The organism is Bacteroidota bacterium (assembly GCA_008933805.1).
In the GTDB taxonomy this organism is placed as follows: Bacteria; Bacteroidota; Bacteroidia; order UBA8524; family UBA8524; genus SB11.
Window position 1 is genome coordinate 14,103 of the sequence record WBUH01000017.1, and the last position, 25,995, is coordinate 40,097.

A 25,995-nucleotide genomic window follows, 5' to 3' on the forward strand; every position below is an offset into this window, starting at 1 on the left:
ATGGGACAGAAAGTAAATCCGATAGGTTTTAGGTTAGGTATAATCAAAGGTTGGGATTCTAACTGGTATGGTGGAAAAACAGCCGCTGATAAACTATTTGAGGATGATAAAATCCGCCGCTACCTAAATGCCCGTATTACAAAAGGTGGTATAGCTAAGATAGTTATCGAGCGCACTCTTAAGAGAATCATCATTACTATTCACACTTCAAGGCCCGGTATCGTTATCGGTAAAGGTGGCAGCGAGGTTGATAAGATTAAAGAAGAAATCAAGAAACTTACCAAAAAGGATGTTCAAATCAACATTCTTGAAATCAAACGTCCAGAACTGGATGCTGCTTTGGTAGGTGAAAATATTGCCGGACAAATTGAAGCCCGTGTTTCATACAAACGTGCAATTAAAACTGCTATCGCATCAACTATGCGTATGGGCGGTGCCGGTATCAAAATTATGATATCAGGTCGTTTGAACGGAGCTGAGATGGCACGTACAGAAGTTTACAAAGAAGGTCGTACTCCTTTGCACACACTTCGCTCTGATATTGATTATGCTTTAAGCGAGGCACTTACCGTATACGGTAAAATTGGTATCAAAGTATGGATTTGCCGTGGCGAAGTTTACGGTAAACGTGACCTTTCTCCCAACTTTGTTAGCAACCAAGATCGTGCACCTAAAGGTGATCGTGGTGGCGACCGTCGCGATAATCGCGGAGGCGACCGTCGTGACAACCGTGGTGGAGATCGCCGCGATAACCGTGGCGGTGGTGATCGCCGTGGCGGTGGCCAAGGTGGAAACAACCGTGGTGGTGGAAACAACCGTGGAGGCGGAAGGCGATAGTTAGCAAAAGGATTTTAAAAGACTAAAGAAATGTTACAGCCAAAACGTACAAAATTCAGAAAACAACAAAAAGGCAGGGTAAAAGGTATAGCCCAACGCGGACATACCATTGCTTTTGGCACATTTGCCCTTAAAACAATGGAGCCTTCTTGGATAACTGCACGCCAAATTGAGGCTGCCCGTATTGCCCTTACACGTTTTATGAAACGTGAAGGTAAAGTTTGGATACGCATATTCCCCGATAAACCCGTAACTAAGAAACCTGCTGAGGTTCGTATGGGTAAAGGTAAGGGTGCTCCAGAATATTGGGTAGCAATTGTTAAACCGGGTACCATTATATTTGAAGCCGAAGGTGTACCAGTAGATGTAGCTCAAGAAGCTATGCGTCTTGCCGGACAGAAACTGCCTGTGGCTACTAAATTTGTGGTTAAACACGATTATACCGCTGAATAATTATGAAAAATACAGAGATAAGGCAGCTTTCAACCGTTGACTTGGTTGAAAAACTTAGGGAAGAGAGGGCATTGTTGCAAAAGATGCAATTTAGCCATGCGGTATCGCCCGTAGAAAACCCTATGAAATTAAAAGCTTCTCGCAAACTTATTGCCCGCTATCTTACAGAGCTTAGCAAAAGGAATAAGGAGCAGCAGGCACAATAATTTATGGAACAGAACATGGAAAACAATACCATAGAGCGCAATATGCGCAAAGAGATTGTGGGTAAAGTAGCCAGCAGCAAGATGGATAAATCTATCGTGGTTACCGTAGAGCGTAGGATGAAACACAAAAAATACCACAAGTTTGTGAAGAAAACCTTTAAGTTTTATGCCCATGATGAGAAAAACGAATGTCAAGTTAATGACATCGTTCGCCTGATGGAAACCAGGCCGTTGAGCAAAACCAAACGCTGGCGTTTGGTTGAAATTGTAGAAAAAGCTAAGTAATTAATTAAAATGATACAGCAGGAATCAAGACTTAAAGTGGCTGATAACAGCGGAGCGAAAGAAGTGCTGTGCATCAGGGTATTGGGCGGAACTAAGAAACGTTATGCCAGTGTTGGCGATAAAATCGTAGTTTCGGTTAAAGACGCAATGCCCTCTGGCGGTGTTAAAAAAGGTGCCGTTTCTCGCGCAGTTGTTGTTCGTACACGCAAAGAAGTTCGCAGGCCAGATGGTTCATACATCAGGTTTGATGATAACTCATGTGTGTTGCTAAACTCGCAGGATGAGCCACGCGCTACACGTATATTTGGACCCGTTGCTCGTGAGCTAAGGGACAAACAATTTATGAAAATAGTATCGTTAGCACCGGAGGTATTATAATATGGAACGTAAATCAAACAAACAGCAAAAGCTGCACGTAAAAAAAGGCGATACTGTAAAAGTACTTGCCGGTGATGAAAAAGGTAAAAAAGGCCGCGTTATTCGCGTATTGCCTGCTACCCAACGTGCCGTAGTAGAAGGTGTTAACATTGTTACTAAACACCAAAAATCAAGGGCTGCTAACCAACCCGGTACTATTTTGAAGGAGGAAGCTCCGATCCACATCAGCAATTTAATGATTGTTGATGAGAAAGGAAATGCTACCCGTGTTGGCAGACGCGCCGGTGAAGACGGAAAACTGGTAAGGTTTTCTAAAAAATCAGGCGAAGAAATTAAAGACAATAATTAATAAGAGCGAACGATATGTATAACCCACGTTTAAAAGAGCATTACGATAGCAAAGTAAGGCCTGCCCTAACTGAGAAGTTTGGGTACAAAAACGTAATGGAAGTTCCCAAACTGCTTAAGATTTGTATTAATCAGGGTGTGGGTGCTGCCGTTGCTGATAAAAAGCTGGTTGATTCAGCCGTTGCTGAAATGACTTTGATAGCCGGCCAAAAAGCCGTTCCTACAAAATCAAAGAAAGCGATTTCTAACTTCAAACTTCGTGAGAATATGCCTATTGGTGCAAGGGTAACCCTACGCCGTGAGCAGATGTACGAATTTTTGGATAGGTTGATTTCTACTGCATTACCTCGTGTACGTGATTTCGGCGGTCTAGCTGTTAAAGGCTTCGACGGTCGTGGTAACTATACTTTGGGTATCACCGAACAAATTATCTTCCCTGAGATAAATATTGACAAAACCAACCGTATTAATGGTATGGACATTACTTTTGTAACAAATGCAAAAACTGATGTTGAATGCCTTGAACTGTTGAAACAATTCGGTTTTCCATTTAAAAACGCTGAGTAATAAAATACAATGGCTAAAGAATCAATAAAAGCAAGACAACGCAAACGCGAACGTTTGGTAGCTACTTACGCCGATAAGCGTAAAGCACTTAAAGAAGCCGGAGATTACGAAGGTCTTCAAAAATTACCCCGTAACTCTGCTCCGGTTCGTTTGCGCAACCGTTGCAATATCACTGGCAAGCCCCGTGGTTATGTAAGGATGTTCGGCATTTGCCGTAACCAATTCCGCGAAATGGCCCTTAAGGGCATGATTCCGGGTGTTACCAAAGCAAGTTGGTAATACTCAGGATATCGGTTTTATGTTTAACATATTTTAAGAGATAGAATAAAATGACTGATCCAATTTCAGATTACCTCACCAGGTTGAGGAATGCGATAAAAGCAAACCATCGCATTGTAGAGATACCCTCTTCAAAACTAAAAAAAGAGATTACAAGGGTACTTTACGAAAAAGGTTACATCTTAAACTACAAGTTTGAAGATGGCCAAATTCCAGGCGTTATCAAAATCGCCCTAAAATACAACCCAGTATCTAAAGCTCCGGCTATCCGCTCTTTGCGCAGGATTAGCAAACCCGGTTTAAGGCAGTATGCAAAATCAGATGCTTTGCCAAGGGTTATCAATGGCTTGGGTATAGCTATAATTTCAACTTCTAAAGGTGTAATGACCGATAAAGAAGCACGCCTTAACAATGTGGGCGGCGAGGTAATTTGTTATGTGTACTAATTTTAAAGGAGAAAAAGAGAAATGTCACGTATAGGAAAATCACCCGTCAAACTTCCACAAGGTGTTGAAGTTAAAGTTAGCGACAAAAACGAAATTTCTGTAAAAGGTCCTATGGGTACTCTAACCCAAAAAGTTGACCCAGATATAACTGTTAGTGTAGAAGATGGTCAGGTAGTTCTTACCCGCCCCACCGAACAAAAACGCCACAAAGCAATGCACGGTTTGTACCGTTCTTTGATTAATAACATGGTGATTGGTGTGAGCAAAGGCTACGAAACAAAACAAGAACTAGTGGGTGTGGGTTACAAAGCCTCTAACGAAGGCCAAATACTTTCACTATCACTTGGATATTCGCACGAGATTTACTTGCAAATACCCGATGAGGTGAAAATAGCCACAGAAACTGTAAAAGGTAAAAACCCAACAGTTACTTTAAAATCTGCCGATAAGCAACTTATCGGGCATATTGCTGCCAAAATCCGCAGCTTGCGTAAACCAGAACCATACAAAGGTAAAGGTATCAAGTTTGAAGGTGAAGTTTTGAGGCGTAAAGCTGGTAAGTCGGCAGGTAAAAAATAACCATTAACAGCAAAAAGAGAGTAAAAAAATGGCAACTAATAAACAAGCGCGCCGCTTAAAAATAAAAACAAGCATACGCAGCAGGGTTGAGGGAACCGCTGAACGCCCAAGGCTTTCAGTATTCCGTAGCAACAGCCAGATATATGCACAGTTGATAAACGATGTTGAAGGTAACACGATTGTTGCAGCTTCATCTCGTATTGATGCGGTAAACAACGCAAAAATAACAAAGGTTGAAAAAGCCTTTATGGTAGGCAAAGAGTTGGCTGATAAAGCTAAACAAGCCGGAATAACTAAAGTAGTATTTGACAGGAACGGATACCTGTATCACGGCCGCGTGAAGAGCTTGGCTGATGGTGCTAGGGAAGGGGGGCTTGAATTTTAATAAATTACGAAGATGGTAAAAGCAACAGTAAAAAAAGTACGTCAAAGCGACCTTGAACTTAAAGAAAAGGTTGTAGCTATAAACCGTGTAGCGAAAGTTACCAAAGGTGGCCGCACCTTTAGCTTCTCAGCCATTGTGGTTGTGGGCGACGGACAAGGCATAGTTGGATTTGGCCTTGGTAAAGCTGGCGAGGTAACCGATGCTATCAGCAAAGGTGTTGAAGACGCTAAGAAAAACCTTATTAAAGTGCCTATTATTAATGGTACTGTGCCTCACGAGCAATATGGTAAGTTTGGTGGCGGCCTAGTATTTTTGAAACCTGCTTCACATGGTACTGGTGTAATAGCCGGTGGTGCGATGCGTGCTGTTTTGGAAAGTGCCGGTATTACTGACGTTTTGGCAAAATCAAAACGTTCATCAAACCCCCACAACGTTGTGAAGGCAACTATTGACGCACTTGTGAAAATGCGCGACCCTTTTACCGTGGCGCAACACAGGGGACTTGGTTTGAAACGTGTGTTTAACGGTTAATCATCAGGAGGAAAAATCATGTCAAAAATTAAAATCACACAAGTAAAATCAATCATCGATAGGTCAGAAAGGCAGAAAAAGACTATGCAGGCATTAGGTTTGCGTAAGATGAACCAGACCGTTGAGCACGATGATACCCCAGCCATATTAGGTATGGTTGAGAAAGTGAAACATTTGGTAAAAGTAGAAACAGTTTAAAACAATGAGATTACATACACTAAAACCTGCTGAAGGTTCTATAAAAAGAGAAAAGCGTATTGGTCGTGGTACTGGCTCAGGCCGTGGTGGCACATCAACACGTGGTCACAAAGGTGCCCAGTCTCGTAGCGGTAACAGCCGTAAAAAAGGTTTCGAAGGTGGTCAGATGCCTTTGCAACGTCGTATGCCTAAGTTTGGCTTCAAAAACCCATTCAGGGTTGAGTACAAGGTGTTTAACCTAAGCCAACTTCAAGAAATTGCTGATAAGCACAACCTTAAGTCTATTGATTTTGACACGCTTAAAAAGCACCGTTTGGTTCAAAAAACTGATTTGGTGAAAGTTTTGGGACGTGGCGAATTGAAAGCTGCTCTTGAGGTAAAAGCACATGCTTTTTCTGATACTGCTAAAAAGGCTATCGAATCTGCCGGAGGAACCGCGCATGAGGTTAAACCTAATGCCGAGAAAAAGGATATTTAATCTGCTGGAGGAACCGAGCATACTGCATAATCGATGAAAAAAATTATAACCAAGCTAAAACAAATCTGGAGCATAGACGACCTGAGGATTCGTATCATAAACACCCTTGGTCTGTTGCTTATATACCGTATAGGTTCATTTATCACCCTACCCGGTATCGACCCTAATGAGTTGGGAAACCTTGCTGAACAAGGGGCAGGCGGTCTTTTTGGCCTATTGAACATGTTCGCAGGTGGCGCGTTTTCACGTGCATCAATATTTGCATTGGGTATTATGCCATATATATCTGCATCTATTATAGTGCAGTTATTAACTGTGGCAGTACCATACTTCCAACGTATGCAAAAAGAGGGCGAAGATGGACGTAATAAAATGAATCAGATAACTCGTTATCTAACCATTATTGTTACAGCCTTGCAATCAATAGCTTACCTAACAAACCTGCAAAGCGAAGTTGGTACAGCTATCTACAATCCCGGTGTTTGGTTTAGTATCACTTCAGTGGTTATAATGATAGCCGGTACCATGTTTGTAATGTGGCTTGGTGAGCGTATTACTGATAAAGGTTTGGGTAATGGTATTTCACTTATCATCATGGTAGGTATTATATCACGCTTCCCCGGTTCTTTGTTCTCAGAAATAGGCTTCAAGTTTGATGGTAAAGGCGGCGGTTTGGTGATTTTCTTGGTAGAGATGTTTGCGCTGATATCTGTGATAGCAATTGTTATCATGTTGGTACAAGGCACACGTAAAATACCTGTAAACTACGCTAAACGTGTACAAGGTAACAGGCAATTCGGCGGTATGCGTCAATACCTTCCAATGAAGGTAAATGCTACCGGTGTAATGCCTATCATCTTCGCACAAGCTCTTATGTTCATCCCTATTACAGTAGCACAATTCCTATCGGATTCTGATGTTGGATATTTCCTACGTGTATTCTCAGACAATACCTCGTTGGCTTATAACTTAACTTTTGCCTTATTGATTATCGTGTTCACTTACTTCTACACAGCTATCACGGTTAACCCCACACAGATTGCTGATGATTTGAAAAAGAACAACGGTTTCATACCCGGTATCAAGCCCGGCAAAAACACATCAGAATACATTGATAACGTAATGTCTCGCATCACACTACCCGGTTCATTATTCTTAGCCTTGGTAGCCATATTCCCTTCAATAGCCATCATTTTGGGTGTAAACAACCAGTTTGCAGACTTCTTTGGAGGTACATCACTACTAATTATGGTAGGTGTTGTTTTGGATACCTTGCAACAAATAGAGAGCCATTTGTTGATGCGTCACTACGACGGATTTGTTAAATCAGGCATTAAAGGCCGTTCGGTTCCACAAACTCCAACAATGTAATTATTTAATATTTGTTAATATAAAGTAAAAAATATATTTTTGCAGCCCATTTTAAAAACGCTTTAAGTTGGCAAAACAACCTTCAATAAAACAAGACGGTGTAATAACCGAAGCACTTTCGAACGCTATGTTCAGGGTGCAATTAGAGAACGGACACGAGATTATTGCCACTATTTCAGGCAAAATGAGGATGCACTATATAAAAATATTACCCGGTGACAAAGTGCAGGTGGAAATGTCGCCCTACGATTTATCGAGGGGCAGGATATGTTACCGTTATAAATAAGAAGTAACTTTACTAAAATGAAAGTAAGACCCTCAATAAAAAAACGCAGCAGCGATTGCAAGATTGTACGTCGCAAGGGTAAGCTGTTTGTAATTAACAAAAAGAACCCCAAATACAAACAAAGACAAGGATAATTATTTATGGCAAGGATAGCAGGTATAGATTTACCAAAAAACAAACGCGGTGAAATAGGTTTAACCTATGTATATGGTATAGGCCGCACCAATGCCCGCCGTATTTTAGAGGCCGGTAATATTGATTTGGGGAAAAAAGTATCAGATTGGAACGACGAAGACTTGAACCACATCCGTACTTTTATTACAGACAATATTAAAGTGGAGGGCGAGCTTCGCTCAGAAGTGCAACTTAACATCAAACGTTTGATGGATATAGCTTGCTACCGCGGTTTGAGGCACAGGAAAGGACTTCCGTTGCGTGGTCAACGTACACGTACTAACTCACGTACCCGTAAAGGTAAGCGTAAGACTGTAGCCGGTAAGAAAAAGGCTACCAAGTAATAAATAAATAGTTGAAAGAAAGTAACTAATGGCAACTAATAAAAAAACGGCAAAGAAAAGGGTAGTGCAAGTTGAGTCTCACGGACAGGCTCACATACAAGCTACCTTTAACAATATTATCATATCACTTACCAACCAAACCGGTCAGGTAGTATCATGGGCTTCAGCCGGCAAAATGGGTTTCAAAGGTTCTAAAAAGAACACCCCATACGCTGCACAAACTGCTGCACAAGATTGCGGTAAAGTAGCTTATGATTTAGGTATGCGTAAAGTTGATGTGTTTGTTAAAGGTCCCGGTTCAGGTCGCGAGTCGGCTATCCGTACCCTTCAAACTGTAGGTATCGAAGTAATCTCTATCAAAGATATTACTCCAATCCCTCACAACGGATGTCGCCCTCCAAAACGCCGCAGGATATAATTTTTTAACCCGTAGAATAAGAGACAATGGCAAGATATATTGGACCTAAAAGCAAAATAGCAAGGAAATTTGGCGAAGCCATCTTTGGCCCAGACAAGGTTCTTGATAAACGCAACTACCCACCGGGACAACACGGACAATCACGCCGTAAGCCTAAAAAATCTGAATACGCTATCCAGCTTATTGAGAAACAAAAGGCTAAATATACCTATGGTATCCTTGAACGTCAATTCCGTGGTATATTCCACAGAGCAAACGTTAAAGACGGTATCACCGGTGAAAACCTGTTGAAATTTTTGGAAGCAAGGCTGGATAACACTGTTTTCCGTCTAGGCTTAGCTGCCAGCCGCAGCGGTGCACGCCAGTTGGTTGGTCATAAACACATTACAGTTAACGGTCATATCGTTAACATACCTTCATACCAATTGAAGCCCGGTGATGTAATCAGCGTTCGCGAGAAATCAAAATCTCTAGAATCTATTACAGATGCTCTTTCATCAGGACGCAGCCGCAAATACAATTGGTTGGAGTGGGATAACAATAGCATGACAGGTAAGTTTATGGCTTTCCCTGAGCGTGATCAAATCCCTGAAAATATTAAAGAGCAACTAATAGTGGAGTTGTACTCTAAGTAATCACTAAACCCCTTTTAAGCCCCATGGCAATACTTGCTTTTCAAAAACCTGATAAAGTTATAATGCACAAAGAAACTGACTTTTACGGTCAGTTTGAATTCCGCCCCCTTGAAAAAGGTTACGGGGTTACGATAGGAAACGCCCTTCGCAGAATTCTTCTTTCTTCGCTTGAAGGGTATGCTATCACCACTGTGAAAATCCCCAGTGTTGACCACGAGTTTTCAAGCATCAAAGGTGTAGTTGAAGATGTTACTGAAATTGTGCTTAACCTGAAGCAGGTGAGGTTTAAAAAAGTTTCAGATGCCGGTGACAACGAAAAGATTTTTGTTTCACTTAAAGGCAAAGAGCAATTTGTAGCCGGTGATATTAGCCGTTACACAAATGCTTTTGAAATTTTGAACCCTGATTTGGTGATTTGCAACATGGAGCCTTTTGTGAACCTTGAGGTTGAACTTACGGTGAACAAAGGTCGTGGATACGTTCCTGCCGAAGAAAACAAACCCAAAGAGCACGTTATAGGTTTAATTCCTATCGACTCGATATACACTCCAATCAAAAACGTGAAATACCACGTTGATGATTTTAGGGTAGAGCAACGTACTGACTACGAAAAACTGATGATTGAGATTCAGACAGATGGTAGTGTACGCCCTGAAGAAGCTTTGAAAGAATCGGCCAAGATATTGATACAACACTTTATGTTGTTCTCTGATGAGAATATCACTATTGACAGCCAAATTAAAGCTGCCCCTGTTGAAGTGGATGAAAACTTGTTGCATATGCGCAAGTTGCTTAAAACCCCATTGGCTGATCTTGACCTTTCAGTACGTGCATACAACTGCTTGAAAGCTGCTGAGATTAAAACTCTAGGTGATTTAGTAAGCTACGATATTGCTGATTTGTTGAAATTCCGCAACTTTGGTAAAAAATCACTTACTGAATTGGAAGAACTGGTAAGGGAAAAGAACCTTACTTTTGGGATGGACGTTGCAAAATATAAACTGAACGAAGATTAAAATTTAGTTACCGGTTATCAGTTATGAGGTTATCACAATAACTGACTAACTTAAATAACCCAATAACAAATAAAGAAATGAGACACGGAAAAAAAGATAATCACTTGGGTCGTACCAAAGAGCACCGTAAGGCAATGTTGAATAACATGGCCAGCTCACTGATATTGCACAAGCGCATCAGTACAACCTTAGCCAAGGCAAAAGAACTTCGCAAGGTTGTTGAGCCTTTGATTACAAAAGCAAAAGACAATACAACACACTCACGCCGCGTAGTGTTTGGATACTTGCACGACAAGTATGCTGTGAAAGAACTTTTTGGCGAAGTTGCCGGTAAAATTGGCGACAGGCCCGGTGGTTATACCCGCATTTTGAAAACCGGTAACCGTTTGGGTGATAACGCTGAAACTGCAATTATCGAACTAGTTGACTACAACGAATACATGTTGGCAGCTAAAGCTGATAAAGCAGGCAAAGGTAAAACTCGCCGTAGCCGTAGAGGCACTGGTGCTACTGCTAAAACTGAAACTGCTGTTAAGGCTGAAACTAAGCCTGTAGTAGAAGAGGTTAAAGAAGAAACTCCTGCTGTTGATAACACTGCTGAAACCAGCACTGAAGGAGAAACCAAAGAGTAAGTATACATTACTTATACATATAAAAACCCCGCCGCAAGCGGGGTTTTCTTTTTTATACCGTTATGGTCTTGCATTGTTTAGCAAAAAAGCCTTCTCTTCAAATGTTAAACTATCTAAAGTATCCGCTATTTCGATACCTGTTTTCAGTAAGCCCTTTGGTTTTAATATTCTATCTGCCATTTTACGTGATAGGGCCATGTGGCGGAAATAATACTCGGCAAACTTCTTGGGATTCTCAGCAGCCTTCTTAGCCTCATTCCAAACCCTGTTACGCTCCATGCGTAGCCCTTTTGCGGCCTGTTTTGATAGTTTACGTATGGATTGTCGTTTCCACTTCTTATCAGCCTTTAAATGCGGCATAATGTTCTCAAAGTAATCGGCTACAATTTTCTCGTGTATTTTGGCTACCAGTTTATAGTCTTTTTTGTTTGCCTTGGTAGGAGGGTGGGTTTTAAAAACATCGGTAAGTGCAAAGAACAAATCGTGGGTTATGTGGGCACTCATATTCATAATCAGTGATGTTGCATAATGATTGGTATGTTGCTGAGTGTCTAATGCCTGCTTCCAACAGTAATTGTTTACCCCTCCGGTATTTAGCGAATCAAAATTTTTAAGAAAGTAATATCCAAACCGTCCCTCAAGTTTTGATATGAAGGCTGTATCGCGCAGTTTACCTGCTTTTGCAAGAGTTGAAACCCCAATGGATACCCTTTGGTATAAACGGGCAAAATGGTAATAGCAGCTTTGTTGTTGTTGTTTGTTATTAACCAAGCTGTCAAGTTTATGCCTAAACGTAGTGTAGTCATAAGTTTCTTGCGCTTTTATAGAGAAGGGAAGAGAAGAAATGAGAAGAAACAGTGATAAGAAGGCTTTGTTGATTTGCATACAGCCATAAAAATACCAAAAATGAGCAAAGTGTGGGGCTTATTTTTTTGGTACAGGGGCCAGCATACTTAGTTTTGTTGCAAAAGGTAAGCTGTCGAGCGATTTCATCATTTTAAAGCCGGTTTTAATTGGAAACTTAGGGTGCATAAACTGTTGCGCATTTTGCCTGGCAAAAGCCATTTGCTTTTGAGTGATGGCATTTTGCCTTTCAGGATGTTTGTGAGCCTCTAGCGCATTATTCCACGTAACTCTAAGGTATTTTTTCATCTGAAGTTTCACTCCCTTTTTTCCGCTATTAATCAAAACACCCTCTAACCAACTAATGTGAGGGTCGGTTTTGATAAACACCTTCACAATACGGTCTGTTTCTCTTGCCGATATTGTAAAAAACTCTTTTTGTGCCTTTTTAGCATTGTGGTTTGCTGTACCAAATTGGTTAAAATAATTTAACAGGATAAAATACAAATCGTGATTGATGTGTGCGTTGGTGCCTAGTGCTAACCATTGCACATAGCTACAGTTTTTGCAATAGTTTGTATCTAATGCCGCCATCCAGGCATACGGCACACTATCATTGTTGTTATAAGCTGTAAGAGTATTTAGGTAATAAGAGGTAAAGTTCTTTTGGATATAATCTATCAGTACACTATCCGTAAAGTGTCCGGTAGAGTTAGCCGATTGTATCTCTATAAGCATAGTATTATACAATGCTGCAAAGTAGGTTACCGTACTTTGGGTGGTTTTACCTTGCTGTACCACGCTATCAATTTTCTCTACCACTAATTTTCGTGTGGCGAGTTTTGTAGTCTGCTCAGCAATAGTTTGCGCTGTAATCGTACATGATACAAGCAAAGGAAGTATTATATATACAATAAGTTTCACAGGATAAACTAAGCGGTTTATATACTTAGTCAACTATTTAAACCCAAAACGTTGCATTTGGTTTCATTTTATCGTGTAAAAAAATGTAATTTTGCCCCCCAAAAAAGTAACATTGAGTACTATAAATAAAATGCCATCCATCTTACTTCTTGAAGATGGAACTGTATTCCACGGCACATCTATTGGCAAAGTAGGCACTACCACAGGCGAAATTTGTTTTAACACCGGAATGACCGGATATCAGGAGGTGTTTACAGACCCTTCATATTACGGTCAGATTTTGGTAATGACAAGTGACCACATTGGTAACTACGGCGCAGCAGTAGAAGATGTGGAAAGTGATGAAATTATGATTGCAGGTTTGGTGGTGAAAAATTTCTCATACACCTTTTCTCGCAAGCAAGCTAAATATTCATTGCATGAGTATTTTACTGAGCATAACCTAACCGGTATAGCGGATGTAGATACCCGCCAGTTGGTACGTCACATTCGCCAAAAAGGAGCAATGAACGCCATCATATCTTCTGAAATATTGGATATTGATGAGCTAAAAGACAAATTGGCTCAGGTGCCCAACATGGCAGGTTTAGAGTTGTCATCTAAAGTTACTACTCAACAACCCTACTTTTATGGCGATGAAAACGCAGCCCTTAAAGTGGCAGTGTTGGATTTGGGTGTGAAGAAAAACATTCTACGCTGCCTTGCTGAGCGTGGTTGCTACCTGAAAGTATTCCCGGCACAAACTCCTTATCAGGAAATGAAAGCATGGAATCCTGATGGGTTTATGATTAGCAACGGCCCCGGCGACCCCGCCGCTATGCCCTATGCAGTTGAAACTTTAAAACAAATACTGGACGCAAACGAAAAAACCTTTGGTATTTGCTTGGGTAATCAAGTTATGGGATTGGCCTGCGGACTTAAAACCTTTAAAATGCACAATGGGCACCGGGGATTGAACCATCCGGTGAAAAACCTTCAAACGGGTCGTGCCGAAATAACCAGCCAAAACCACGGTTTTGCAATTGAAGGGGATAACGTAAGTGACAGCCCGGTGGAGGTAACTCACGTACACTTGAACGATAACACAGTGGCCGGTATACGCGTAAAAGGTAAAAATGCTTTTGCCGTGCAATACCACCCTGAAAGTAGCCCCGGTCCGCACGATAGCCGCTACTTGTTTGATGACTTTATTGCAATGATGGCTAAATAAAAAGCAATTAGCTTTTGGCTGTCAGCCTTTAGCAGGTTTTAAGCATTTAACCGCTAAAAGCCAAGTGCTAACAGCTGTTCTAATAACTTAACAACGAATAACCGATAACTATATGAGTTTAATAGCTAAAGTTCTTGCCCGTCAAATAATTGACTCACGCGGTAACCCAACAGTGGAAGCCGAAGTAATTACCAATAGCGGTGCTGTTGGCCGTGCTGCTGTTCCTTCGGGAGCATCAACAGGTATTCACGAAGCCGTTGAATTGCGTGACGGCGACAAGAGTGTTTACATGGGCAAAGGTGTAATCAAAGCTGTGCAACACGTTAATAATGAAATTAACGATGCGTTGCAGGGGATGTATATTTTCGACCAGAACGAGATTGACCGTGTAATGCTTGATTTAGACGGTACAGATAACAAAGGTAAATTGGGTGCAAACTCAATATTGGCAGTATCAATGGCTTGCGCACGTGCAGCAGCTGAAGATTGCGGAATGCCTTTGTACCGTTATGTTGGCGGTGTTAATGCAAACACATTGCCCATACCGTTGATGAATATTTTGAACGGTGGAGCCCATGCGGATAATAGTATCGATTTTCAGGAGTTTATGATTATGCCTGTAAATGCTCCTACATTTAGCGAAAGCTTGCGTATGGGTATTGAAGTGTTTCATAACCTGAAAATGGTGCTGAAGAAAAAAGGCTATAGCACTAACGTAGGTGATGAAGGTGGTTTTGCACCGGATATTAAGAGCAACGAAGAGGCTATTGAAACGGTATTGACTGCTATTGAAGCCGCCGGATACAAACCCGGTAAGGATATTTGGGTGGCTATGGATGCTGCCAGCAGCGAAATGTATGACGCTAAAACAGGCTTGTACAAATTTCATAAATCAGACAATAAAGAGCTTACTTCGAGCGAGATGGTAAGTTTTTGGAAAGACTGGACCAGCAAATACCCGATTGTTTCTATAGAAGACGGTTTGGCTGAAGATGATTGGAAGGGATGGAAAGAACTGACTGAAACTATTGGAAGCAAAGTACAGTTGGTGGGTGATGATTTGTTTGTAACCAACGTTAAACGTTTGCAAAAAGGTATTAACGAGGGTATAGCTAACAGTATATTGGTGAAGGTGAACCAAATTGGTACTATTACTGAAACTATTGATGCTATTAACCTTGCCAGCAGAAACTCATACACCAATGTAATGAGTCACCGTAGCGGCGAAACCGAAGATACTACCATTGCTGATTTGGCGGTAGCGATGAACAGCGGACAGATAAAAACCGGTAGTGCAAGCCGCACTGACAGGATTGCAAAATACAATCAGTTATTGCGCATTGAACAAGACTTAGGTACCCAAGCCCGCTTTTTGGGAATGGACTTTAAGTACGTGAAATAATGCTGTAAATTTAACTCGTAGATTATTGAAATTATAGGCCCCTTGCATGTTTGCAAGGGGCTTTTTTGTTTTTTGTAGGTGTTTGTAAATAAAAGTTTTACAGGTTATATGTTGCGTTTGGTAACAATTTGTTAATATTGTTATATCAAACTAATCTATTGCATTTTATGAAAAAAACTATCAACCAATTAGCTAATTGGCATTTTGTGCCGCTAAAACTCGTAGGAACACTACTCTTAATCACAATTTTTTCGTCTGTTTTTGGCCAAATTAATGACCCGCCGGGGTTTGACGCTACAAAGGAGCGGCAAGAGGGTTTAAGAAACGGAGTACATCAAGAGGAAATTGAGAGTTATGTTGAAAAAATGCGCCGTTACTATCAGCATCAAGAGGATATCAGAAAGTTCGGAGGTACCACACGAACTACTCCAACCAGAACCTTTGAACGTAAATCAGGGGGGATTGATTGTTTTGGAGACTTTGAAAATGGAACCGTTCCCTCTTGGACAGGTTACACAGCTTCAAATACAGGGTTAAACAATTTTATAAATAATACTGTAACATTTACTACGGGAGTTGTAAGTGGCCGTCATACAATTATGACCACTGGAAATGATCCAGTTGTTAATGCCGTGAACAAAGTTCATTTAGGCAATTATTCACTTCGTTTGGGAAATAATAGCTCTAATGCGGAGGCAGAGCGAGTGGCTAAAACAATTACTGTAACGGGTACTTGTTTGTCGTTTTGGTATGCGTTGATTTTTGAAGATCCTAGTCATCCAAGCGGACAACAGCCGTTTTTTATGTTCAGAATTTTAGATAACAACGGTAATGTTATACATAGCTACATTAGAGAAGCATCTACCGACCCGTTTTTTACAGCATTAGGAGGAGGTTCAACCGTTGTATATAGAGATTGGACAAAGTATGAGGTAAACTTGGGCTGTCAATACATTGGTAAGGATGTTACCATTGAGTTTACAAATGCTGATTGCTATCAAGGAGCTCATTATGGATATACATACATTGATGATGTGTGTATGGAGAATTGTTGTAATTCATGTGAAAAACTGTTTAACAACGTAGGTGTAATGCTCAATTACAATGTTATATCGTATAAGGGAAGCACCGATTCTTCATGTTGTTACAAATTCAATTGGATTTTTGATCCCGATATTTTCAAGTGTTCACCATTTGGAGTAAGGATATATAACGATAGCAATCCATCCGAAGTATACACTGATTATTTGGATACATTAGGTTTGGTATGGTCTTGCAGAGGGTCAGTCTTTGATGCAAGTGTACTTGATTTTTGTGTCAATAGATCAAACTTCACAAAAAGCAAAAAATTGCGAATAGAGTTTTTAGATCACAATGGAGATGTTATATGTGATACCCTAACTAAAATAATTGAACCTTGTCACTCATCATCATCTGGTTGTAATTGTAACAGCCTGTTTGACAATCAGAACTTTGCAAATACGTCTATCATTAAAAAAGACACTGCTGCATCCGATGAATACGATTGCTGTTTTACTATTGAGCCTTTTAGGGATAGTTCAATCATCAAATGTCCCTATTATGGAATGCGGGTGTATAAAGATACTGTTGGCGGAATAGGCTATGCATATTTAGATAGCTTTAAAACAGGAACTCCTATTGGAGGACCCGGTGCTGATATGGGGGATACAAATAAGATGAAGTTCTGTATAGGGGCATATGTGTTTTCAAACAATGGTCCTCAGAAGCTTCGGATAGAATATCTGGATTCAACGGGAAAAGTTATTTGCTCAAAAACAGAGACCGTAAACTGTGAACAATCTTGCTGTGAGAATGTAAATGTGTTTGTGCGAAAAGATACCACAGAAACTGATCCGTTTAAATGTTGTTACCGCATAGAAGTGTGGGCATTTGCGTGCAATAAAACCTTTACAGCCGAGTTGATGGTAGAAACTGATAGCGGTTGGGTAAATACAGGCAATGATACCTTTAGTATTACCCGCCCTATATTTTTTGATGTGTGTGCTAATAACAGTGATACCACAAGGTATATGGTGTTTATTAAAGACAGTTCTGGCAAGGTGCTTTGTAATAAAGAAGTTATTCAAACCTGCCCAAACTGCTGTGATGTTGTGGCATATACTGCTACCTATGTTCCACCACCACCACACTCAGTTATTGATCGTTGTTGCTGGGATATAAATGTGTACCCTGCTGCTTCTGAAGATTGTAATGTAGGATATTGGGGCGTTTATGATAGTTTACATAAAGTGCCTTCATCGTATTCTCCAATCTTTTCGCCCCCAAGTTCTATTTATCAGGGCAGGCATTGTACGCCTATAATACAAGCACCTAATCCTGCGCCCGGGACATCAATTACTGTGAAATATTGTATTAAACGGTATTTGGCCGTATATGATATTACAGGCAAATTGCTTTGTATTAAGCCGTTTGAATTATGCTGTTATCGTACCTATACTAATAACAACGGAAACCCTCAAGGGCCTTTGAGCATTGGTGTAATACCTAATCCGTTTAACGATGAATTTACTATGAGTATGGATTTGCCACAAGCAATGCCGGTGGCTGTTAATGTTGTTAACTCATCAGGAACTGTTGTGTTTGAGCATAATTACGGACAACAACCTGCGGGTGAGTTTACTACTGAAATTAATTTGGCAGGATTACCTCCGGGCAACTACACCTTGTCTGTAAACAACGGACAAGCCACTGCCCAAATAGTAAAACAATAACTATTTAAATTTTCATAACTACCTACCTTAATCAATCCCCTGCTGCTTGCGGCAGGGGATTTTTTTGTTAAATTTTTTTAGCCCTTAGTAGTAGGCTGTTGTGCTTTTGTATCACAATAACGCGCAGCCGTATAATACACAAGGTTTGTAGGTTTTTTACAGGCAGCGTAGGGATAAGTTGCAAGGGTCTTTCATGAAAAAGCCATGAAAAAGCCATGAAAAAGAGCCAATTAAAAACCATGTTTATTTTATTGCTGATACAGCTGTTTGTTGTATCCGCTTGCAGTAAAAAAGAAGAAAGTCCTGAGCCAACAGTTAAAGAAACACCCGGGCAAGGCAATAATGGAAACAATAACGGGGGTAATAACCCACCTCCGGCAGCAGATACCACCAAGATGTTTACCGATATGGGTTGGTTTATTAAAAAGCTATCCAAAGATGGGGTAGAACAAACCGGTCACTTCTTAATCGGGGCATCGTATAAATTTAATTTACCCAATACCTACTTCTTTTCAATACCAGGTTTTCCATCAGCCGACGGTACTTGGGTGTTTGAGCCTACTACTAAGAAAAGTATCAAGGTAACTAACCAAAACGGAACCAGTACATGGAAAGTACTTTCTATCTCAACAACTAAACTGGTGGTTGAAGAAAATCAGGGTAGCAGCGGGGTATGGATAACAGAGTTCTCACATTAATACAAACCATAAATTAAACTTAAACATCATGAAGAAAAACGTATCAAAATCATTAACAATGTTAGTAGTGCTACTGTTAGCGTTTGCATCTTGTAAAAAAGATGAAGGAACCACTACACCCGCCAACAATACCCCCACTGTAAACAATGAGCCTGCGCTAATTGCAGATAAGTGGATTACCCAAAAAGTATTTATTGACGGTGCAGAACAACAAGGACACTTTTTGTTAGGTTCTATTTATCAGTTTTCGGATGACGATAAGTACACGTTTCTTATTCCCAACTTTGGTAATGCGGGCGGTACATGGAAGTTTGAAAACGCACAACAAACGATTCTTAAACTAAATGCCCCACAAGGTCCGGGACAAACATGGAACATTAAAACACTAAATGCAACCGCATTAGTTGTTGAAATGAATTCTGACGGCAAACTGTGGAAGTACGAGTTTTCTCACCCGTAATCAATTAAAGCAGAGATAAACATAATCAGAGGCTGCGGGCAGTATTGTCCGCAGCTTTTTTATTATATGGTAAAACGTTTTATTTCGTTAGTATAAAACTAACCATTTACTGATGCGAATAATTGTTGCCTGCCTAATGATTTTCTTTACAGGGATAACACAAGCCCAAGATGCTGCCATTGCTCTGCCGAATATGAATGTGCTATATATTGGAATTGAAAACGAAGTAGAAATTGCTGTAAATGGGTATAGCCCAAAAGAACTGGTAAAAGAGCTTACCAACGGACAGGTTATTGAGCGTGACGGAAAAACTTTTTTGGTTGTAGGTGTTAGAGGGATTACTACTTTAAAAGTGGGTGTGAAAAAAAAGAAAAATATTAAGTGGCTGAAAGAACAGGAGTTTAGAGTTCGGAAAATTCCCGAACCGCAACCTATGCTGGGAGTGCTACAACATGGGGAAACGCATAGTATTCAGCTAATTATTGCCAATGCACAAAGAATTTACATAGGATTGGGCGATGGGTTTGCAGCATCATCAGTAAAATCAATAGTTAACAAGTATTCTATTACGCTGATAGATTCGTTTAACTATGAAACTTTTAAAGTAGAAGGCTCTTTAGTTTCTGCTGCGGTGCAGTCAAAAATCAGAAGACTTGCGGCTGGAGGTAAAATTGTTATTTCAGATGTTTACTACGATGTGTATCACGATGGGAAACCCATTGTAACGAATGAACGGTGTGAACGCATGGGAAATGTAGTGATAACAGTGAGGCCTGATATAGGTGCCAGTAGTTTTGACGGTGGCTTTTACGATACTGCTGCCAAAGTGTATTACAGCAGTTTTAGAACAAACGATGCCGCATTTACCGATTTTGTAGGGAAGATGAAACACGGGTATTGGAACTATTATACGGGGTACTGCCCACAAAGAATGTGGGGACAGGAGTATTACGACAGTGGCCGGTTGAAAACTCTGAAAGTATGGGATAGTAGCGGTCGGCTTGTGTTAGATGTTAGTAACGCCTTAAATACCGATACAATGTTTTGGGTAGAATATTTTCCAAATCGAACCATTAAGCGTGAAGGGGTTGTTTTAACCAACAATGCCGGATATGCCTATGAGGGTGAATTAGCAGAGTTTAAAGATAAAGTATCAGGAAATCCAGCCCTTAAAAGCTATTCTGCAATGAACTTTACCCCCATAGGAAAATGGGTTGAATACTATTCAAACGGAGCTGTACGTCAACTGGCATACTTTACTGTAGTTGATGGTAAATACCTCGACAAATATTATTATGTTGAAGATGAAAGCAGTTTTCCCAAAGCAGTAGTTGCAGATGGGGTTTGGACAACGTATGATGAAAACGGTAACTTAATTGCCGAGTTCAAATACAACAAAGGGTTTTATATGAAATAGGTTATTTCAACAGCCACTGCTTTTTCTCACCGTCAAACACATACTCACCCACATTGGTGCTGTGTTTCTCAAACAACTCGTGGCTATCGTCCCTAAACAATTGTAGCTGTTTTAACGCTTGCTTATCCAACGTAATGCTATCGTTTTCGTATTGTGATACGGGGTAAATGGCATAGCTGTTTTTGCCGTTCACTTCCTTTTTATCCACCCACGTTAAAAAGTAGCCACACTCTTTTAGCGTAGTGGCTTTTTCTTTTTTCTGCAACACCAATTTAAACATAGCCCCGCCGTCTTTATAGCGTTCGCGTTGGTTGCTTACAAAGTTACCAAGCGAGTACACTACAATGCTTTCGCGCTTTAGTGTGCTGTCGTATTTGCGGTGCATGGGCTGCAGCACGTGCGGGTGCGACCCGATTACATAATCAGCACCGTAACGAAGGCATATATCCGCATAGTTTTTTTGGTATGCATTGGGCAAAGGTTGGTACTCATCGCCCCAATGGGTAACAATGATAATCTTGTCAGGGTTCAACCTTTTGGCAGCTTTTATATCCTCTTTTATCACCAATGAGTCAAGCAAATTCACAATGGTGGGTTCGGGTACAGGTATTCCGTTGGTGCCGTAGGTATAGTTAAGCACCGCTACTTTTATACCGTTTTTCTCCAGCCACAAAATATTGTGTTTTTTACGGTCGGCTTCATCTTTAAATGTACCCGTACGCGGTATGCCCAAACTGTCTAACACTTGCACGGTGCGTATAATGCCGTTTTTACCGCGGTCGCAACTGTGGTTGTTAGCAGTAACCAAATACCGTATTCCCGAGTTTTGCATGGCATTTGCCAAAGCATCAGGAGCACTGAACTGCGGATAACCGCTATACGGTTCACCTGCCAGCGTAAGCTCAAGATTGGCGATACTGAAATCAACCGACGATGCAATGGGGGCAATGGGAGCAAAGCAAGAAGAGTAATCGTACACTTTGGTGGAGTCGTTATAAGCTGCCCTTATTTGCGGGCCGTGTTGCATTACATCGCCCATAAACAACAACGAGATTTCGGTGGCACTATCAGCCGCTTGTTGCTGTGGAGTTTCAATTGTTTTGCTATGGGTTTGTTTACAAGAGCAACCAATAGAAACAGTGGTGGCAATGGCTGCAACGGCAAGATATTTTACTAATAAGGGGGCTTTCATGTATTTACGGTAAAGGGCAAAAATAATATATAAACGGCGGTTGCAAAGCAAGTTAAACACTCTGTGTACAGCAATCTTTTCAAGTACCCCGAAAAGTAATATTTTTGATGCAAGTAACCTTAACTAATGAAAAAACTCATCTTACTGTTTGTATTTGCGTTAACCAGTTTTCCGATGTGGGCCGATGTGGCCGAAAGGCCTTTTTACGAAAAAGGAATACCCGGAACACTTATCTACTCAGCAGTCGGAATTTTAATTGCCTTGTTGGCGTTTAAGGTAATTGACTGGATTACACCCGGTAAATTATCGAAACAAATTACAGAAGAAAAAAACGTAGCGTTAGCAATAGTTACGGGAGCCCTTATTTTGGGCATTTGCATTATTGTAGCCGCAGCCATTTCAGGTTAATTTTTATGCTGGGGATACTTATCGGCAGCGAAATCCAAATTAAGAAAGTTTCGTATAAGGTAACTGCATACGTTTTGTATTGCAGCGAAGGCGAGTATTGGGCTGAGTGGCAGTTGACCAACAGTGTGAAACGGGTGTTTTGGCTGGCACAAGACAGCAGCGGCTTGACATTGTATGAAGAAATGCCCGAAAAGCCTACGATAGATATATATGAGGCTAAAGTGGCTAATGTAGTAAAGGTAAACGGGGCGGATGTATGGCCTATAGCCAATTATAAAGCTACTGTTATTGAAACAAGCGGGGATGCCGGATTACGTGAAAACGATGTTGAAGAAGTAGCCGAATTAGTAAATGATAGCGGAAGATTTGCAGTGGTTGCGCACCACCATGAGTTGAAATTATATAAGAGTGAACTACTCACCAACAAAGACGTTAAAATTTGAGTACCACCCATAATTGCCCCGATTGTTCAGCTCCGTTTACGGTGCATAGCCAGCTTAGTCATTACTATGTGTGTACTAAGTGTAAATCGCTATTGCACAAAAACAAGGGTAGTTGGGCAAAAGATGTTGCTGCAAATGGCGTTTACATCGAAAAAATTGCCAGTGCGCTTTGGATAGGGGATAATATAAAGATAAAGGGTGCAGACTATACTGTAATATCATTGGCGGGCTACAAAGGGAACTACTTTGAATGGGACGAAGACGACGGAAAGTATTTGGGTGCAGATAATTACAGGTTTATTGAGGTAGGCTTGCAAGATGCTAAGGGCTTTTTTGTTACCATGATTGAAGATGTGGATGGGTTTACCATTTCGCAGCGGGTAATACCGCCACGAAGTTGTATTCCTGAAGAAACATCAAAAGGGGATATTGCTTTTTTTGAGCTGAAAGGCAGCGGTAGAAAGCTTGAGCAAGGAAACTACAAACCCACATCGTTTGTGGGTGAGTTTAGCTACAAACCCGATGTTGAAGAAACGACTTACTATGCGGATATCAGAACTAATGAGCCTAATAGAAAAGGCATAATATCTGTTGAGTGGCAGTTTAACAATCGTGTACCGCATTCTGTTGAGTTTTTTGAAGATACCCCCCAAGAGTTCGGAGGGTTGGGAGCAGTAATAAAGGACGAGGTAATGCTTGAGCGGGCAAAGCCCCTTGTTTGGGCAAAGAACTCGGTATTCTTATTTTTTGCTCTCGCGATGGCCTTTTTAGTAATGGCCGCGATAATGAAGGTTTCAAGCGAGAATTTAATTTTTAAAGAAACGTTTTCATACGGTTTTTACGAAGGTTTTCGGAAAGATTCTGTAGTGACTCAAGAATTTGAGCTTGGGGACGTGGGTGCAATGTACGAGTTAAAACTAAAGAATGCACCCGGTTCATCTGCCGACCAAACCTTAGATGTAGTGATTGATGTTGTTGACGCCAATAATAAAATAGTAAATAGTTTTGACACCGATTTTTTTATTGAAACAGGGTATGATGATGAAGGCGCTTGGACAGAAAGTGAAAAGGAGGCGACCCTGCTGTTAAGGCTTGACCAAGGGGGAGTATACCGTCTTTTGATAACTTACGCAAATACCTCCATTGCCAATAATAGCATTTCGGGTAATTTAAATGTACAACTAAACAAAACCCATGTGCTACGTTACTACATATTTGGGTTTGGAATATGTTTGCTGCTTGGGTTTATTTGTATGCAGTTAGAGGCTTGGTACATGTACAAGTACTTTAAAAAATCAGTAGGCTTTTTTTCAACCGAACATGCTCAGGTTTTTTGGGGCGTAGTGGGGGTTATTATTATAATTTTACTTTTCAGTTACTTATAATGTTAAAGTATTCAAAATACATACTTGCCTTCTTTGGTGTGGTAATATTCTCAACTGTTTTTTGGGCATCAAGCAGGGGTTGGGGCATACCAACAGTTACTAACAAAAGCGTAATAAAAGAAGCTCAAAACTGTCCGCCTGAGCAACGCGATGCATGGGGTAATTGCCCTACAAGAACAACTCGGTCAAGCATACGGTCACGTTATTTTTCGGGAGACGGTAATGGAAGTGGCGGAAAATAAAAACACTATAAGTGATAAGCACGTACCCGTACTGTTGGCATCCATACTGGTAATATCCGCCTGTGCCATCTTGTATGAATTGCTGATAAGCACCCTTTCCAGCTACTTTTGGGGCAGCAGCATCCTGCAGTTTTCAATTACCATCGGTGTATTTCTTTCCTCAATGGGTTTGGGGGCATACCTGTCAAGGTTTATCACTACCCGCTTGTTAGAGCGTTTCATAGTTATAGAAATTTGGCTGGCGTTGCTGGGCGGTTTATCCGCACTCATACTCAATGCAGCCTACACTCTCACTCAAAATTATTACCTCATAGCCATTGGTCTTATCATACTTTTAGGTACGCTTATAGGGTTAGAAATCCCGCTACTCACCCGCATACTTCGCAGTTACAAAAACCTGCGCAATACCATTGCCAATGTGCTCTCGTTCGATTATTTGGGTGCTTTGCTGGCATCGTTGGTATTTCCGTTTTTGTTACTGCCTTATTTGGGTGTAATGAAAACCTCTTTTGTAGTGGGCTTATTAAACTTAGCCGTTGCAGCGTATTCATTATTTATTTTCAGGCGTGAAGTACAAAAATGGGGGCGAAAAATTATGGCAACTGTAGCTGTGTTTATTGCCCTGTTGGGTGGTTTTGCAGCCGCGGTAAACATCACCGGATTTTTTGAAAAATTTGTGTACCAAGATGAGATTATCTACACTTCACAATCACCTTATCAAAAGATAGTACTTACCCGCTGGAAGGACGATATACGGTTGTTCCTTAACGGTAACTTGCAATTTTCATCGGTTGATGAATACCGATACCACGAGCCTTTGGTGCACATACCCATGCTATTGGCAGGAGAAGGGACTAAAAACGTGTTATTGCTGGGTGCCGGCGATGGGCTGGCCGCCCGCGATTTATTACAACATTACAGCGGATGTAAAATTACTATTGTAGATTTAGACAAGGCTGTAACCGATATATGCGCAAGCCATCCGCTAATTACAGGCATTAATCAAAATGCACTTAAAAATCCTGCTGTAACCATCGTAAACGATGATGCGTTTAACTTTATTAAGAACAGTAATACAAGGTACGATGTGGTGCTGATTGACTTACCCGACCCGCACGACCCGGGTCTTAGTAAGTTATATTCAAGGGAGTTTTATGAATTGGTACGTCAATCGTTAGCAGTGGGAGGGGTGGTAGTTACACAAGCCACCTCGCCGTTTTTTGCCACCAAGCCTTTTTGGTGCATACACAACACAATGGGGCAGGTGTTTAAACAAGTAGTGGCTTATCATACCCAAGTTCCCTCGTTTGGTATGTGGGGTTTTCAAATGGCATATAACCTGCCTCAGCAAATGGAAACTGTTGTACCAAGCGATAGTATTGCAAAACACATTGCTCAAAAATTTTCGACAAAAAAATGGAGTAAGCCACTACAGTATTTAAATGCTGCTACCATACCCTCAATGTTTGTTTTTGAAAACGATGTTGACCGTATTAAAACCGAAGTAAACACATTGGATAACCATGCACTGCTGCACTATTATGAAGATAGCTGGAAACGGTTTAACCCTTAATTTGTTGGAGTCTTGAAATGTAAAACTACATTAATTTTATACAAAAGCCCTTCGTGTGGCAACGGTTTTCCTATAAATTGCGTTTAGTATAGTAAACAACCTTTTTTGACCCTTAAATCTTATATATTATTTGTTTTTTGTTTATTTACAGTAGTACCGCTACAGTTACATGCACAATGCAGTATTAACGCCCTCTCTA

Annotated in this window: 35 protein-coding genes; 32 read left to right on the forward strand and 3 right to left on the reverse strand. The window is 40.8% G+C overall.

Annotation, left to right across the window (positions count from 1 at the left end; all coding sequences use genetic code 11):
• The 22 genes from rpsC to F9K23_15175 all read left to right on the forward strand — a co-directional run bounded on the left by rpsC (window position 1) and on the right by F9K23_15175 (window position 10,846).
• Window positions 1-837: a 30S ribosomal protein S3 gene (rpsC, locus tag F9K23_15070; GenBank protein KAB2914032.1), complete on the forward strand. Its 837-nt coding sequence runs from the start codon at window positions 1-3 to the stop codon at window positions 835-837.
• 30 nt (window positions 838-867) lie between these two features.
• Window positions 868-1,290 carry a 50S ribosomal protein L16 gene (gene rplP / locus F9K23_15075; protein ID KAB2914033.1) on the forward strand — a complete coding sequence of 141 codons (423 nt, stop codon included), beginning with the start codon at window positions 868-870 and terminating at the stop codon, window positions 1,288-1,290.
• Between the two features lie 2 nt (window positions 1,291-1,292).
• Window positions 1,293-1,496, forward strand: coding sequence for a 50S ribosomal protein L29 (locus F9K23_15080; GenBank protein KAB2914034.1), 204 nt, complete (start codon window positions 1,293-1,295; stop codon window positions 1,494-1,496).
• 15 nt (window positions 1,497-1,511) lie between these two features.
• The gene (gene rpsQ / locus F9K23_15085; GenBank protein ID KAB2914108.1) at window positions 1,512-1,781 is read left to right on the forward strand and encodes a 30S ribosomal protein S17; all 270 of its coding nucleotides are present in this window, start codon (window positions 1,512-1,514) and stop codon (window positions 1,779-1,781) included.
• A 9-nt stretch (window positions 1,782-1,790) separates the two neighbouring features.
• The gene (gene rplN, locus F9K23_15090; protein ID KAB2914035.1) at window positions 1,791-2,159 is read left to right on the forward strand and encodes a 50S ribosomal protein L14; all 369 of its coding nucleotides are present in this window, start codon (window positions 1,791-1,793) and stop codon (window positions 2,157-2,159) included.
• Between the two features lies 1 nt (window position 2,160).
• On the forward strand, window positions 2,161-2,508 hold the full coding sequence (locus F9K23_15095) for a 50S ribosomal protein L24 (GenBank protein KAB2914036.1): 348 nt from the start codon (window positions 2,161-2,163) through the stop codon (window positions 2,506-2,508).
• A 14-nt stretch (window positions 2,509-2,522) separates the two neighbouring features.
• Window positions 2,523-3,074, forward strand: coding sequence for a 50S ribosomal protein L5 (gene rplE, locus F9K23_15100; protein ID KAB2914037.1), 552 nt, complete (start codon window positions 2,523-2,525; stop codon window positions 3,072-3,074).
• A gap of 9 nt (window positions 3,075-3,083) precedes the next feature.
• Window positions 3,084-3,353, forward strand: coding sequence for a 30S ribosomal protein S14 (gene rpsN, locus F9K23_15105; protein ID KAB2914038.1), 270 nt, complete (start codon window positions 3,084-3,086; stop codon window positions 3,351-3,353).
• 50 nt (window positions 3,354-3,403) lie between these two features.
• Window positions 3,404-3,799, forward strand: a complete 396-nt coding sequence (gene rpsH, locus F9K23_15110) for a 30S ribosomal protein S8 (protein KAB2914039.1) — start codon at window positions 3,404-3,406, stop codon at window positions 3,797-3,799.
• A 21-nt stretch (window positions 3,800-3,820) separates the two neighbouring features.
• Entirely contained in the window at window positions 3,821-4,378 is a 558-nt protein-coding gene (locus tag F9K23_15115) for a 50S ribosomal protein L6 (protein KAB2914040.1), read from the forward strand.
• 28 nt (window positions 4,379-4,406) lie between these two features.
• Window positions 4,407-4,763, forward strand: coding sequence for a 50S ribosomal protein L18 (locus F9K23_15120; protein ID KAB2914041.1), 357 nt, complete (start codon window positions 4,407-4,409; stop codon window positions 4,761-4,763).
• A gap of 12 nt (window positions 4,764-4,775) precedes the next feature.
• Window positions 4,776-5,294 carry a 30S ribosomal protein S5 gene (locus F9K23_15125; GenBank protein ID KAB2914042.1) on the forward strand — a complete coding sequence of 173 codons (519 nt, stop codon included), beginning with the start codon at window positions 4,776-4,778 and terminating at the stop codon, window positions 5,292-5,294.
• A gap of 18 nt (window positions 5,295-5,312) precedes the next feature.
• The gene (gene rpmD, locus F9K23_15130) at window positions 5,313-5,492 is read left to right on the forward strand and encodes a 50S ribosomal protein L30 (GenBank protein ID KAB2914043.1); all 180 of its coding nucleotides are present in this window, start codon (window positions 5,313-5,315) and stop codon (window positions 5,490-5,492) included.
• Window positions 5,493-5,496: 4 nt separating this feature from the next.
• Window positions 5,497-5,970: a 50S ribosomal protein L15 gene (locus F9K23_15135; protein ID KAB2914044.1), complete on the forward strand. Its 474-nt coding sequence runs from the start codon at window positions 5,497-5,499 to the stop codon at window positions 5,968-5,970.
• A 33-nt stretch (window positions 5,971-6,003) separates the two neighbouring features.
• Window positions 6,004-7,341, forward strand: coding sequence for a preprotein translocase subunit SecY (gene secY, locus F9K23_15140; GenBank protein ID KAB2914045.1), 1,338 nt, complete (start codon window positions 6,004-6,006; stop codon window positions 7,339-7,341).
• A 67-nt stretch (window positions 7,342-7,408) separates the two neighbouring features.
• Complete coding sequence (gene infA, locus F9K23_15145; protein KAB2914046.1) at window positions 7,409-7,627, forward strand: translation initiation factor IF-1; 219 nt, start codon at window positions 7,409-7,411, stop codon at window positions 7,625-7,627.
• Between the two features lie 17 nt (window positions 7,628-7,644).
• Window positions 7,645-7,761, forward strand: a complete 117-nt coding sequence (locus F9K23_15150; protein ID KAB2914047.1) for a 50S ribosomal protein L36 — start codon at window positions 7,645-7,647, stop codon at window positions 7,759-7,761.
• A 6-nt stretch (window positions 7,762-7,767) separates the two neighbouring features.
• Window positions 7,768-8,145: a 30S ribosomal protein S13 gene (rpsM, locus tag F9K23_15155; protein KAB2914048.1), complete on the forward strand. Its 378-nt coding sequence runs from the start codon at window positions 7,768-7,770 to the stop codon at window positions 8,143-8,145.
• 28 nt (window positions 8,146-8,173) lie between these two features.
• Window positions 8,174-8,563 carry a 30S ribosomal protein S11 gene (gene rpsK, locus F9K23_15160; protein ID KAB2914049.1) on the forward strand — a complete coding sequence of 130 codons (390 nt, stop codon included), beginning with the start codon at window positions 8,174-8,176 and terminating at the stop codon, window positions 8,561-8,563.
• 26 nt (window positions 8,564-8,589) lie between these two features.
• Window positions 8,590-9,198: a 30S ribosomal protein S4 gene (gene rpsD, locus F9K23_15165; GenBank protein KAB2914050.1), complete on the forward strand. Its 609-nt coding sequence runs from the start codon at window positions 8,590-8,592 to the stop codon at window positions 9,196-9,198.
• A gap of 23 nt (window positions 9,199-9,221) precedes the next feature.
• Window positions 9,222-10,214 (forward strand): DNA-directed RNA polymerase subunit alpha, encoded by a 993-nt coding sequence (locus tag F9K23_15170; GenBank protein KAB2914051.1) that lies wholly within the window; start codon window positions 9,222-9,224, stop codon window positions 10,212-10,214.
• Window positions 10,215-10,291: 77 nt separating this feature from the next.
• Window positions 10,292-10,846 (forward strand): 50S ribosomal protein L17, encoded by a 555-nt coding sequence (locus F9K23_15175; GenBank protein KAB2914052.1) that lies wholly within the window; start codon window positions 10,292-10,294, stop codon window positions 10,844-10,846.
• Between the two features lie 60 nt (window positions 10,847-10,906).
• On the opposite strand, the gene F9K23_15180 is transcribed toward F9K23_15175, so the two are convergent.
• Together F9K23_15180 and F9K23_15185 are read right to left on the reverse strand one after the other, a co-directional pair.
• Window positions 10,907-11,731, reverse strand: coding sequence for a hypothetical protein (locus F9K23_15180; protein ID KAB2914053.1), 825 nt, complete (start codon window positions 11,729-11,731; stop codon window positions 10,907-10,909).
• Between the two features lie 39 nt (window positions 11,732-11,770).
• Window positions 11,771-12,613 carry a hypothetical protein gene (locus tag F9K23_15185; protein ID KAB2914054.1) on the reverse strand — a complete coding sequence of 281 codons (843 nt, stop codon included), beginning with the start codon at window positions 12,611-12,613 and terminating at the stop codon, window positions 11,771-11,773.
• A 130-nt stretch (window positions 12,614-12,743) separates the two neighbouring features.
• Between F9K23_15185 and carA the strand changes: the two genes are divergently transcribed.
• From carA to F9K23_15215, 6 genes are all read left to right on the forward strand, one after another.
• Complete coding sequence (carA, locus tag F9K23_15190) at window positions 12,744-13,823, forward strand: glutamine-hydrolyzing carbamoyl-phosphate synthase small subunit (GenBank protein ID KAB2914055.1); 1,080 nt, start codon at window positions 12,744-12,746, stop codon at window positions 13,821-13,823.
• A 112-nt stretch (window positions 13,824-13,935) separates the two neighbouring features.
• Window positions 13,936-15,225 carry a phosphopyruvate hydratase gene (locus F9K23_15195; GenBank protein KAB2914056.1) on the forward strand — a complete coding sequence of 430 codons (1,290 nt, stop codon included), beginning with the start codon at window positions 13,936-13,938 and terminating at the stop codon, window positions 15,223-15,225.
• A 167-nt stretch (window positions 15,226-15,392) separates the two neighbouring features.
• Complete coding sequence (locus F9K23_15200; GenBank protein KAB2914057.1) at window positions 15,393-17,978, forward strand: T9SS type A sorting domain-containing protein; 2,586 nt, start codon at window positions 15,393-15,395, stop codon at window positions 17,976-17,978.
• Window positions 17,979-18,193: 215 nt separating this feature from the next.
• Entirely contained in the window at window positions 18,194-18,676 is a 483-nt protein-coding gene (locus F9K23_15205; GenBank protein KAB2914058.1) for a hypothetical protein, read from the forward strand.
• Between the two features lie 28 nt (window positions 18,677-18,704).
• Complete coding sequence (locus tag F9K23_15210) at window positions 18,705-19,136, forward strand: hypothetical protein (protein KAB2914059.1); 432 nt, start codon at window positions 18,705-18,707, stop codon at window positions 19,134-19,136.
• A 112-nt stretch (window positions 19,137-19,248) separates the two neighbouring features.
• Window positions 19,249-20,553: a hypothetical protein gene (locus F9K23_15215; GenBank protein ID KAB2914060.1), complete on the forward strand. Its 1,305-nt coding sequence runs from the start codon at window positions 19,249-19,251 to the stop codon at window positions 20,551-20,553.
• Between the two features lies 1 nt (window position 20,554).
• Here F9K23_15215 and F9K23_15220 read toward each other — a convergent pair whose 3' ends face one another.
• Window positions 20,555-21,745, reverse strand: coding sequence for a CapA family protein (locus F9K23_15220; GenBank protein KAB2914061.1), 1,191 nt, complete (start codon window positions 21,743-21,745; stop codon window positions 20,555-20,557).
• Between the two features lie 174 nt (window positions 21,746-21,919).
• Here F9K23_15220 and F9K23_15225 point away from each other — a divergent pair, with 174 nt between their 5' ends.
• The 4 genes from F9K23_15225 (at window position 21,920) to F9K23_15240 (ending at window position 25,796) form a co-directional block, all read left to right on the forward strand.
• Window positions 21,920-22,153 (forward strand): DUF350 domain-containing protein, encoded by a 234-nt coding sequence (locus F9K23_15225; GenBank protein KAB2914109.1) that lies wholly within the window; start codon window positions 21,920-21,922, stop codon window positions 22,151-22,153.
• Between the two features lie 5 nt (window positions 22,154-22,158).
• The gene (locus F9K23_15230; protein ID KAB2914062.1) at window positions 22,159-22,596 is read left to right on the forward strand and encodes a DUF4178 domain-containing protein; all 438 of its coding nucleotides are present in this window, start codon (window positions 22,159-22,161) and stop codon (window positions 22,594-22,596) included.
• Complete coding sequence (locus F9K23_15235; GenBank protein KAB2914063.1) at window positions 22,593-23,981, forward strand: DUF4178 domain-containing protein; 1,389 nt, start codon at window positions 22,593-22,595, stop codon at window positions 23,979-23,981. Before F9K23_15230 ends, F9K23_15235 begins: the two co-directional genes overlap by 4 nt.
• 150 nt (window positions 23,982-24,131) lie before the next feature.
• Window positions 24,132-25,796: a polyamine aminopropyltransferase gene (locus tag F9K23_15240; GenBank protein ID KAB2914064.1), complete on the forward strand. Its 1,665-nt coding sequence runs from the start codon at window positions 24,132-24,134 to the stop codon at window positions 25,794-25,796.
• Window positions 25,797-25,995: the final 199 nt, after the last annotated feature.

Bases quoted from the DNA above. Each gene is read 5' to 3' on its own strand.
- rpsC (KAB2914032.1), top strand. From the start codon at position 1: ATGGGACAGAAAGTAAATCCGATAGGTTTTAGGTTAGGTATAATCAAA.
- rplP (KAB2914033.1), top strand. From the start codon at position 868: ATGTTACAGCCAAAACGTACAAAATTCAGAAAACAACAAAAAGGCAGG.
- F9K23_15080 (KAB2914034.1), top strand. From the start codon at position 1,293: ATGAAAAATACAGAGATAAGGCAGCTTTCAACCGTTGACTTGGTTGAA.
- rpsQ (KAB2914108.1), top strand. From the start codon at position 1,512: ATGGAAAACAATACCATAGAGCGCAATATGCGCAAAGAGATTGTGGGT.
- rplN (KAB2914035.1), top strand. From the start codon at position 1,791: ATGATACAGCAGGAATCAAGACTTAAAGTGGCTGATAACAGCGGAGCG.
- F9K23_15095 (KAB2914036.1), top strand. From the start codon at position 2,161: ATGGAACGTAAATCAAACAAACAGCAAAAGCTGCACGTAAAAAAAGGC.
- rplE (KAB2914037.1), top strand. From the start codon at position 2,523: ATGTATAACCCACGTTTAAAAGAGCATTACGATAGCAAAGTAAGGCCT.
- rpsN (KAB2914038.1), top strand. From the start codon at position 3,084: ATGGCTAAAGAATCAATAAAAGCAAGACAACGCAAACGCGAACGTTTG.
- rpsH (KAB2914039.1), top strand. From the start codon at position 3,404: ATGACTGATCCAATTTCAGATTACCTCACCAGGTTGAGGAATGCGATA.
- F9K23_15115 (KAB2914040.1), top strand. From the start codon at position 3,821: ATGTCACGTATAGGAAAATCACCCGTCAAACTTCCACAAGGTGTTGAA.
- F9K23_15120 (KAB2914041.1), top strand. From the start codon at position 4,407: ATGGCAACTAATAAACAAGCGCGCCGCTTAAAAATAAAAACAAGCATA.
- F9K23_15125 (KAB2914042.1), top strand. From the start codon at position 4,776: ATGGTAAAAGCAACAGTAAAAAAAGTACGTCAAAGCGACCTTGAACTT.
- rpmD (KAB2914043.1), top strand. From the start codon at position 5,313: ATGTCAAAAATTAAAATCACACAAGTAAAATCAATCATCGATAGGTCA.
- F9K23_15135 (KAB2914044.1), top strand. From the start codon at position 5,497: ATGAGATTACATACACTAAAACCTGCTGAAGGTTCTATAAAAAGAGAA.
- secY (KAB2914045.1), top strand. From the start codon at position 6,004: ATGAAAAAAATTATAACCAAGCTAAAACAAATCTGGAGCATAGACGAC.
- F9K23_15150 (KAB2914047.1), top strand. From the start codon at position 7,645: ATGAAAGTAAGACCCTCAATAAAAAAACGCAGCAGCGATTGCAAGATT.
- rpsM (KAB2914048.1), top strand. From the start codon at position 7,768: ATGGCAAGGATAGCAGGTATAGATTTACCAAAAAACAAACGCGGTGAA.
- rpsK (KAB2914049.1), top strand. From the start codon at position 8,174: ATGGCAACTAATAAAAAAACGGCAAAGAAAAGGGTAGTGCAAGTTGAG.
- rpsD (KAB2914050.1), top strand. From the start codon at position 8,590: ATGGCAAGATATATTGGACCTAAAAGCAAAATAGCAAGGAAATTTGGC.
- F9K23_15170 (KAB2914051.1), top strand. From the start codon at position 9,222: ATGGCAATACTTGCTTTTCAAAAACCTGATAAAGTTATAATGCACAAA.
- F9K23_15175 (KAB2914052.1), top strand. From the start codon at position 10,292: ATGAGACACGGAAAAAAAGATAATCACTTGGGTCGTACCAAAGAGCAC.
- F9K23_15180 (KAB2914053.1), bottom strand. From the start codon at position 11,731: ATGCAAATCAACAAAGCCTTCTTATCACTGTTTCTTCTCATTTCTTCT.
- carA (KAB2914055.1), top strand. From the start codon at position 12,744: ATGCCATCCATCTTACTTCTTGAAGATGGAACTGTATTCCACGGCACA.
- F9K23_15195 (KAB2914056.1), top strand. From the start codon at position 13,936: ATGAGTTTAATAGCTAAAGTTCTTGCCCGTCAAATAATTGACTCACGC.
- F9K23_15200 (KAB2914057.1), top strand. From the start codon at position 15,393: ATGAAAAAAACTATCAACCAATTAGCTAATTGGCATTTTGTGCCGCTA.
- F9K23_15205 (KAB2914058.1), top strand. From the start codon at position 18,194: ATGAAAAAGAGCCAATTAAAAACCATGTTTATTTTATTGCTGATACAG.
- F9K23_15210 (KAB2914059.1), top strand. From the start codon at position 18,705: ATGAAGAAAAACGTATCAAAATCATTAACAATGTTAGTAGTGCTACTG.
- F9K23_15215 (KAB2914060.1), top strand. From the start codon at position 19,249: ATGCGAATAATTGTTGCCTGCCTAATGATTTTCTTTACAGGGATAACA.
- F9K23_15220 (KAB2914061.1), bottom strand. From the start codon at position 21,745: ATGAAAGCCCCCTTATTAGTAAAATATCTTGCCGTTGCAGCCATTGCC.
- F9K23_15225 (KAB2914109.1), top strand. From the start codon at position 21,920: ATGTGGGCCGATGTGGCCGAAAGGCCTTTTTACGAAAAAGGAATACCC.
- F9K23_15230 (KAB2914062.1), top strand. From the start codon at position 22,159: ATGCTGGGGATACTTATCGGCAGCGAAATCCAAATTAAGAAAGTTTCG.
- F9K23_15240 (KAB2914064.1), top strand. From the start codon at position 24,132: ATGCATGGGGTAATTGCCCTACAAGAACAACTCGGTCAAGCATACGGT.